Origin of the sequence: Pseudomonas koreensis (assembly GCF_025447595.1) — a bacterium.
GTDB classification, from domain to species: Bacteria; Pseudomonadota; Gammaproteobacteria; order Pseudomonadales; family Pseudomonadaceae; genus Aquipseudomonas; species Aquipseudomonas koreensis_H.
Genome location: NZ_JAOEJU010000022.1, coordinates 105,966 through 114,477, shown reverse-complemented (window position 1 = coordinate 114,477; position 8,512 = coordinate 105,966). Strand labels below are relative to the sequence as shown.

At 60.9% G+C, this 8,512-nt stretch carries 6 protein-coding genes and 1 pseudogene; 3 read left to right on the top strand and 4 right to left on the bottom strand.

The window, feature by feature from the left end:
- Positions 1 to 179 precede the first annotated feature (179 nt).
- Entirely contained in the window at positions 180 to 1,982 is a 1,803-nt protein-coding gene (locus N8H71_RS23060) for an acyl-CoA dehydrogenase (RefSeq protein WP_262195798.1), read from the top strand.
- Positions 1,983 to 2,128: 146 nt separating this feature from the next.
- On the opposite strand, the gene N8H71_RS28965 is transcribed toward N8H71_RS23060, so the two are convergent.
- The 4 genes and pseudogenes from N8H71_RS28965 to N8H71_RS23045 form a co-directional block, all read right to left on the bottom strand.
- Complete coding sequence (locus N8H71_RS28965) at positions 2,129 to 2,860, bottom strand: methyl-accepting chemotaxis protein (RefSeq protein WP_431768321.1); 732 nt, start codon at positions 2,858 to 2,860, stop codon at positions 2,129 to 2,131.
- 135 nt (positions 2,861 to 2,995) lie between these two features.
- A pseudogene (locus N8H71_RS28960) lies at positions 2,996 to 4,021 on the bottom strand (cache domain-containing protein); the annotation flags it as partial.
- A gap of 145 nt (positions 4,022 to 4,166) precedes the next feature.
- On the bottom strand, positions 4,167 to 4,469 hold the full coding sequence (locus N8H71_RS23050) for a cell division protein ZapA (RefSeq protein WP_007952314.1): 303 nt from the start codon (positions 4,467 to 4,469) through the stop codon (positions 4,167 to 4,169).
- The gene (locus N8H71_RS23045; RefSeq protein WP_007952320.1) at positions 4,466 to 4,696 is read right to left on the bottom strand and encodes a hypothetical protein; all 231 of its coding nucleotides are present in this window, start codon (positions 4,694 to 4,696) and stop codon (positions 4,466 to 4,468) included. Before N8H71_RS23045 ends, N8H71_RS23050 begins: the two co-directional genes overlap by 4 nt.
- Before the next feature lie 277 nt (positions 4,697 to 4,973).
- On the opposite strand from N8H71_RS23045, the gene N8H71_RS23040 reads away from it, so the two are divergent.
- Positions 4,974 to 6,599: a methyl-accepting chemotaxis protein gene (locus N8H71_RS23040; RefSeq protein ID WP_262195796.1), complete on the top strand. Its 1,626-nt coding sequence runs from the start codon at positions 4,974 to 4,976 to the stop codon at positions 6,597 to 6,599.
- A gap of 157 nt (positions 6,600 to 6,756) precedes the next feature.
- Positions 6,757 to 8,499, top strand: a complete 1,743-nt coding sequence (locus tag N8H71_RS23035; RefSeq protein WP_262195795.1) for a potassium/proton antiporter — start codon at positions 6,757 to 6,759, stop codon at positions 8,497 to 8,499.
- The last annotated feature ends 13 nt before the right edge of the window (positions 8,500 to 8,512 follow it).

The following is an 8,512-nucleotide window of genomic DNA, read 5'->3' as shown; positions in this document are numbered from 1 at the left end:
CTGCCAGTCAACGCAAATGTTGAATGTGCAGACCGCCTTCGCGAGCAAGCTCGCTCCCACAGTGGTTTGTGGTGTTTGTTAAGCCGCTGCTCGGCTCCAATATCACCGTTATCAATCTTCCTGTTCAGCCTTTATTCGCACGCCTAGACTCGGCCCATTCCAAAAAAAGGTAGGCCGCCATGTCCGAGACGCTGCTCAGTTCCCGCAATCTGGCTTTCGAGCTGTACGAAGTCCTCGATGCCGAGGGCCTGACCCGGCGCGAGCGGTTTGCCGAGCACAACCGCGAAACCTTCGATGCCGCCATCGGCACGGCGCGCAACATCGCCGAGAAGTACTTCGCACCGCACAACCGCAAGGGCGACGAAAACGAGCCGCGCTACGAGAACGGTCAGGCGATTCTGATTCCCGAGGTGAAACCGGCGGTGGATGCCTTCCTCGAAGCCGGACTCCTCAACGCCGCGCGCAGTTTCGACGCCGGCGGCATGCAACTTCCTACATTGTTGTCCCAGGCCTGCTTCGCCCACTTCCAGTCGGCCAACGCGGCGTCGACCTCGTACCCGTTCCTGACCATGGGCGCGGCCAACCTGATCGAAAGCTTCGGCACCGAAGAACAGAAGCAACGCTTCCTGCAACCGATGATCGACGGCCGTTTCTTCGGCACCATGGCCCTGACCGAACCCCATGCCGGTTCGTCGCTGTCGGATATTCGTACCCGCGCCGAGCCGGCATCCGACGGCACTTATCGCCTCAAGGGCAACAAGATCTTCATCTCCGGTGGCGATCACCCGCTCTCGGAAAACATCGTGCACATGGTGCTGGCCAAGTTGCCGGACGCGCCGGCCGGGGTGAAGGGCATTTCGCTGTTCATCGTGCCCAAGTTTCTGGTCAACGATGACGGCAGCCTCGGCAAGCGCAACGACGTGTTGCTGGCCGGGTTGTTCCACAAGATGGGCTGGCGCGGAACGACTTCCACGGCGCTGAACTTCGGCGATAACGGCGAGTGCGTCGGCTATCTGGTGGGCAAGCCGCATCACGGTTTGAGCTACATGTTCCAGATGATGAACGAGGCGCGGATCGGCGTCGGCATGGGCGCAGTGATGCTTGGTTATGCCGGTTATCTGTATTCGCTGGAATACGCCCGCGAACGTCCGCAGGGGCGAGTGCCGGACAGCAAGGACCCGACGACGGCGCCGGTGGCGATCATTCAGCACGCGGATGTCAGACGCATGCTGTTGACGCAGAAATCCTACGTCGAAGGTGCGTTCGATCTCGGGTTATACGCGGCGCGGCTGTTCGATGACACCACCACGCTTGAGACCGAAGCGGAGCGCAAACAGGCCCATGAACTGCTGGATCTGCTGACGCCGATCGTCAAATCCTGGCCATCGGAGTTCTGCCTGAAGGCCAACGAGCTGGCAATCCAGATTCTCGGCGGCCATGGCTACACCCGCGAATACCCGGTGGAGCAGTACTACCGCGACAACCGCCTGAACCCGATCCACGAAGGCACACACGGCATTCAGTCGCTGGACTTGCTCGGGCGCAAACTGGCGCAGAACGGTGGCGCCGGGCTCAAGCAACTGATTCGCCTGATTGCCGACACAGCGGAGCGCGCGGTGGCTTACGAATCGTTGACCGCACTGCGTGAGCCGCTGGAGAAACTGGTCGCGCGCCTGCAGAGCGTGACCATTGGTCTGCTGACCGACCTGGCTCAGGGCAAGGTCAACAGCAGCCTGGCGAATTCGGCGTTGTACCTGAAGGTGTTCGGGCATGCGGTGATTGGCTGGCGCTGGCTGGAACAGGCGATTCGAGCGGAGGAAGGACTGGCCAATGGGAATGCGGCGGATGTCGACTTCTATAAGGGCAAGTTGCAGGCGTCGCGGTATTTCCTGACGTGGGAAGTGCCGGGGTGCCAGCATGAGTTGGCGTTGCTGGAGGCGCGGGATGATACGTGTCTGGCAATGCAGGATGCGTGGTTCTGATCCGAGCCTTGTATAACGGTCAAGATCCAATCGCGAGCAAGCTCGCTCCCACAGGGTTATCGGGTGTTCACACATGCAGTGAACTCCCCACGATACCTGTGGGAGCGAGCTTGCTCGCGATGGCGCCATCACGGGCGCCGCATTAATCAGGTAAGTTTGAACCCACCCATCTGCCGCGCCAGATCATCCGACAGCCGCTGCAGCATCTGACAATCCTCACGACAAGCCCGAACCTCCCCCGCCGTCGCCCGGGCCAGATCGGAAATCCCCTGCACATTGCGGTTGATCTCTTCAGTCACCGCAGACTGCTCTTCCGTCGCCGTCGCCACCTGATGGTTCATGTCACTGATGCGCTCGACCTGCCCGGTGATTGCAGTCAACGAGGCTCCGGTGCGCTGACTCGATTCAACCCCGGTGCCAGTCGCAGCCTGACCGGTGCGCATCGATGAAACCGCATTCTCCGCACCCTGCTTGAGACTGCCGATCATCTGCTGAATCTCGTCGGTAGACGCCTGAGTCCGGCGCGCCAGCGTCCGCACCTCGTCCGCCACCACCGCAAAACCGCGCCCCATATCGCCGGCTCGAGCAGCCTCGATGGCAGCGTTCAACGCCAAAAGGTTGGTCTGCTCGGACACCCCGCGTATCACCGCCAGCACCTGATCGATCGACGCCACCTGATGCGCCAACTCACCCACCGCGCCGGCCGCGACGCCAATTTCATCGGACATGCTTTCTATATGGCGAATCGAACCCCCGACCACTTCCCGCGCCTGCATCGCTTCATCGCGAGCAGTTTGCGAGGCAAGTGCGGCGTTGCCGGCGTTCTGGGCGATCTCCTGCACGGTCAGGCCCATTTCATGAACGGCGGTGGCGACCATGTCGGTCATTTCCTGCTGACGACCTGAGCGCTCGGCGGTGTTATCCACAACCTTGGCCACCTGGCCCACGGCAACGCGCAGACGCTCGCTGGTGGTCAGCACTTCGCCGATCATCCCGCGCTGGCTGTCGAGGAAACGGTTGAAACCCCGAGCGAGATCGCCCAGCTCATCAGCGCGGCTGGAATCTAACCGATGGGTCAAATCTCCACCACCGCTACCGATTGCTACCAGCGCAGCTGTTACCTGACGAATCGGTCGCACCAATCCCTGGGCCAGCCAGATCACCAGCGCCAGGCAAACCAGCGCCACCGCCAGACCGATGCCGCTGCTCATCCACATCGCCCGGCGGGCTTCGGCGTAGATCTGCGACTGTGGCACTTCGGCCACCAGGGTCCAGCCGAGGTCGCGCAAAGGCAGGCTGAAGGCGAGGAAATCTTCGCCATCGCGCTGGAAGCTGCTGCTGGTCGCCACTTTATGCCCCATGACCGCTTGCGCTGCTGAGCCGCCGATCTGCTCGCTCAAGGTGCGCTTGCCGCTGAACTGCGCCTCGGGATGGACCTGGATCAGACCGTCGGAACGCACGAGATAGACCTTCCCGCGCTCACCAAAGCTGAAGTTGTGGATCAGCTCCGACAGCTCTTTCATGCTCAATCCAAGACCCGCAACACCGACCACTTTGCCGGCCTGCTCGACCTTCAAATCGATGAACAGCGCCAACTCTCCGGTGGCCCCGTCGTTGTCGATGTTCAGGGTTCGCGGCTGATTGCTGTCGAGAAACGAGTAGAACCACGCATCGGCCGGTTTGTCGCGACTGAGGGTGCGATCCAGACCTTTTTCGGTGATGTAGTGATTGGATTCGGTGCCGATGATCAGCGCGGTAAACGCCTTGTGTTCGGCGCGGATGCCTTCCAGATACTGCGCAAAGCCCGCCGTTTTGGCGGAGTCTTCACCATTGGCCAGCCAGTCGCGGACCATCGTGTTACTGGCGATGTCCTTGGCGGCGGTGAGGGGTTGAACGAGGATTCGTTCGATATCGTTGCGCGTCGCTTCGATGCTCGACGGCAGGGCCTGTTCGACCAGATAGCTCTGGGCGAGGCGGTTGACCACCAGGGTATAAATGCCAACCACGATCAGAATGCTGATCAGCAGGGCGCTGCCCATGCCGAGGATCAACTGCCATTGAATACTGCGACGCCAGAACTGCATGGAGCACCCCCAAAGAATAAGAGGCTGAAACACTGCAACAGCCGTGCCGATTGTATACAACGCAATCGACAATCTTATTCTTTGGTTGTGCGCAACCCCATCAACCCTGATTGATGGTCTTGGCGATGGTCTCGACCGTGGCGCTGACTTGCTCTTGGTAACGCTCGAGTTCTTCCTGATGCTGCTTCTTCATTTCAATTTGCTGTGAGCACAGATTCATCGCCGCCAGCACCAGCAGGCGGTCGCCGATCAGGGTCGGGTATTTGCGCTTGGTGTCGGCCAATGCGGCCTTGAGCATCAATGCAGCGTCCAGCAGGGTCTGTTCTTCCCCGGCCGGTGCCTTGATCGAATAGTCCTCCCCCATGATGGAGATGACTTTTACCCCTGCTGTGCCGTGGTTCATGCGCTGACAGGACCTGCGTTGACGCGATCAACCAGGGCCTGGATGCGCGCAGCGGTGGCGCCGTGCTTTTCTTCCTGTTCCATCAGGCTCAGTTGCAGGCTTTCGTTTTCATCCTTGGCCTGGGCCAGTTCCGTGGACAGGGTCTGGTTGGTTTCCGACAGGGTCTGGTTCTGTTGCACCAGGTCGCTGACGAGCTGTTCCAATTGGCTGAGGGATGCTTCCAACATTTTGATCTTCCAAGCGTTTTTCAAAGGGCGCGTACGATAAAGAAAAGTCATCGTGGATGCCAGGATTAAACCGGCGCAAGGCCTTGATTTTCCTGGCGGCCCGACCGTTCTTGCGAGTCTTAGAGACTGTGATCTGCCGATCTGGTTCCTGCACTTCGTCGCTTGCGTGCAGATGCGACAAATACGCACATGGACTAAAGAGTTCATTCGCCTGACCGATAAGTCACCCAACAGCAGTCTCAGCCCGCATGGATGCGGCCCTTCCTCGGTATCCTCCATGTCCCTTCGCAATATGAATATCGCCCCTCGGGCATTCACCGGCTTCGCCCTTATCGGTGGCCTGATGCTGATCCTCGGCGTGTTCGCCCTGAACCAGATGAGCAAAATCCGCGCAGCAGGTGAAGATATCGCCAGTGCCAGCGTGCCATCGATCAAGTCGCTGGATGAGTTCACCCAACTGACGCTGCGTCTGCGCGTGCTGTCGTATCGTTTGCTGCTCAACCGCGAGCCGGACGTCCAGCAAAAGACCATCGAACTGTTCGACATGCGCAACAAGCAGATCGCCGATGCACAACGGGTCTATGAACCGCTCATCGATGGCCCTCAGGAGCGCGCCGCGTACGAACAATATGTGCAGTTGCTGGCTCAGTACCGGCAACTCGAAGACAGGATGAAAACCCTGTCGCGCAATAACCAGGTCGAAGAGTTGCGGCAGATGCTCAACACCGATTTGCTCGCCAACTCCGAAGCGGTGAATACCGCCCTCGCGCGCCTGCTGGAGATCAACACCCAACAGATCGCCGAGACCGATCAAGGCGCAGCCAACCAGTATTCGATGTCGTTCACCCTGGTGGTGACGCTGCTGGTGATCGCCACCGGCCTGACCTTCCTGTTCGCCTGGTTGTTGACTGTCAGCATCACCAAGCCGATCGCCAAGGCGCTGGATGCGGCGGAAACCATCGCCGAAGGCAACCTGACCCAGCCGATCCACGTGGATGGCACCGACGAGGCCGGGCGCCTGCTGGCGGCCATGGCCAAAATGCAATCGAAGCTGCGCGACACCCTGCAGCGGATTTCCGGCTCGGCGACCCAACTGGCCTCCGCCGCCGAAGAGCTGAACAGCGTCACCGATGAAAGCGCCCGTGGCCTGACTCAGCAGAACAACGAAATCGAGCAGGCCGCTACCGCAGTCAACGAGATGACCAGCGCCGTGGAAGAAGTCGCGCGCAACGCCGTCAGCACCTCGGAAGCCTCGAAGAACGCCACCACCTCCGCCGGCGACGGTCGCGATCTGGTGCAGGAAACCGTCAGCGCCATCGAACGCATGAGTGCCGATGTGCAGAGCACCGCGACCCTGATCGGCGATCTGGCCAATGAGTCCCGCGACATTGGCAAGGTGCTGGATGTGATCCGTGGCCTGGCCGACCAGACCAACCTGCTGGCACTCAACGCTGCGATTGAAGCAGCCCGTGCCGGTGAAGCAGGCCGTGGTTTTGCCGTGGTGGCCGATGAAGTCCGTGCCCTGGCGCACCGCACACAGCAGTCGACCAGCGAAATCGAACGCATGATCGGCAGCATCCAGAGCGGCACCGAACACGCCGTGGATTCGATGCGCAACAGCACCGAGCGCGCCGAGTCGACCCTGAACATCGCCCGTGGCGCCGGCCTGTCGCTGGATACGATCAACACGGCCATCGTCGAAATCAACGAGCGCAACCTGGTGATCGCCAGCGCCGCCGAAGAGCAGGCGCAAGTGGCGCGGGAAGTGGATCGCAACCTGGTGAACATCCGCGATCTGTCGGTGCAATCGGCGACCGGCGCGAATCAGACCAGTGCGGCGAGTAATGAGCTGTCGCGTCTGGCGCTGGATCTGAACAATATGGTTGGGCGGTTCAGCCTCTAACCCTGCGCAAGACTGATCGTTCCCACGCCCGTGGGGACGATCTTTCACCCCGCTGAAAAACCTTTTTGACAGCATCACATTTCAACAGGTTAGAATCGCTGGCACGCAGACTGCATGGTCAGTTTGTGCCCGTCTTTCCGCTTCTGGAGTACTGCCTTTGAATGCGACGACCATCAACAGCCTGTTCTTGATCGGCGCGTTGCTGGTAGGCGCAAGCATTCTTGTCAGCTCCCTTTCTTCCCGTCTCGGCATCCCGATTCTGGTGATCATCCTCGCGGTCGGCATGACTGCCGGGGTCGATGGCGGCGGCATCATTTTCGATAACTACCCGACGGCCTATCTGGTCGGCAACCTCGCGCTGGCAGTGATCCTGCTCGACGGTGGCTTGCGCACCCGGGTGTCCAGTTTCCGCGTGGCCCTGTGGCCGGCCTTGTCGCTGGCCACGGTCGGCGTTCTTATCACCACCGGCCTCACCGGCATGGCTGCCGCGTGGCTGTTTGACCTCAATCTGATTCAAGGCCTGCTGATCGGCGCCATCGTCGGCTCGACGGACGCCGCAGCGGTGTTCTCGCTGCTCGGCGGCAAAGGCCTGAACGAGCGGGTGACCGCCAGCCTGGAAATCGAATCCGGCAGTAACGACCCGATGGCGGTGTTCCTCACCGTGACCCTGATCGACATGCTCGCCAGCGGCCAGACCGGCCTGCACTGGAGCCTGCTGACCCACCTGATCCGCGAGTTCGGCATCGGTGGTGTGATCGGTCTGGGCGGTGGCTGGCTGATGCTGCAACTGGTCAACCGGATCAACCTCGCCACCGGCCTCTACCCGATTCTGGTGATCGCCGGCGGCTTGGTGGTGTTCGCCCTGACCAACGCCCTGCACGGCAGCGGCTTCCTTGCCGTGTACTTGTGTGGTCTGGTGATCGGCAACCGTCCGGTACGCAGTCGTCACGGTATTCTGCACATGCTCGACGGCATGGCGTGGCTGGCACAGATCGGTATGTTCCTGGTGCTGGGGCTGCTGGTCACTCCGCACGATCTGCTGCCAATTGCCTTGCCTGCCCTGGGCCTGGCGCTGTGGATGATCCTGTTCGCACGGCCGCTGTCGGTGCTGGTCGGGCTGCTGCCGTTCAAGGCCTTCCACGGTCGCGAGAAAGCCTTCATTTCCTGGGTCGGCCTGCGTGGCGCAGTGCCGATCATTCTGGCGGTATTCCCGTTGATGGCCGGGCTGCCGAACGCGCAGCTGTACTTCAACCTCGCCTTCTTTATCGTGCTGGTGTCGCTGCTGGTGCAGGGCACGAGCCTGCCGTGGGTGGCCAAGCTGCTGAAGGTGACGGTACCGCCGGAGCCGGCACCGATCTCCCGCGCCGCCCTCGAAGTGCACGTCACCAGCGAGTGGGAGCTGTTCGTTTACAAGCTCGGTGCGGAAAAATGGTGTATCGGTTCTCCCCTGCGGGAACTGAAAATGCCCGACGGCACACGTATCGCGGCCCTGTTTCGTGGCCAGCAACTGCTCCATCCGTCGGGTAGTACCGTGCTGGAAGTCGATGATTTGCTGTGTGTTATCGGCCATGAACACAACCTTCCGGCCCTCGGAAAACTGTTCAGCCAGGCGCCGCAACGCGGCCTCGATCTGCGCTTCTTCGGCGACTTCGTACTCGAAGGAGACGCCCAGCTCAAAGCGGTTGCCGCCCTGTACGGCCTGCCCGCCGACGGCATCGATCCGGACATGACCCTGGGCCACTTCATTGCCCAGAAAGTCGGCGGTGCACCGATCGTTGGCGACCAGGTGGAATGGAACAACACTCACTGGACGGTTGCGGTCATGGACGGGAACAAGATCGGCAAAGTGGGCGTCAGATTCCCCGAAGGAAGTCGCCCGGGCCCCGGACTCTTCCTCTAAACTGCGTCCACTC

Excerpts from the sequence above, each read along its gene's own strand:
- N8H71_RS23060 (WP_262195798.1), top strand. The coding sequence starts at position 180 with ATGTCCGAGACGCTGCTCAGTTCCCGCAATCTGGCTTTCGAGCTGTAC.
- N8H71_RS28965 (WP_431768321.1), bottom strand. The coding sequence starts at position 2,860 with ATGGTCGCCACCGCCGTTCATGAAATGGGCCTGACCGTGCAGGAGATC.
- N8H71_RS23050 (WP_007952314.1), bottom strand. The coding sequence starts at position 4,469 with ATGAACCACGGCACAGCAGGGGTAAAAGTCATCTCCATCATGGGGGAG.
- N8H71_RS23045 (WP_007952320.1), bottom strand. The coding sequence starts at position 4,696 with ATGTTGGAAGCATCCCTCAGCCAATTGGAACAGCTCGTCAGCGACCTG.
- N8H71_RS23040 (WP_262195796.1), top strand. The coding sequence starts at position 4,974 with ATGTCCCTTCGCAATATGAATATCGCCCCTCGGGCATTCACCGGCTTC.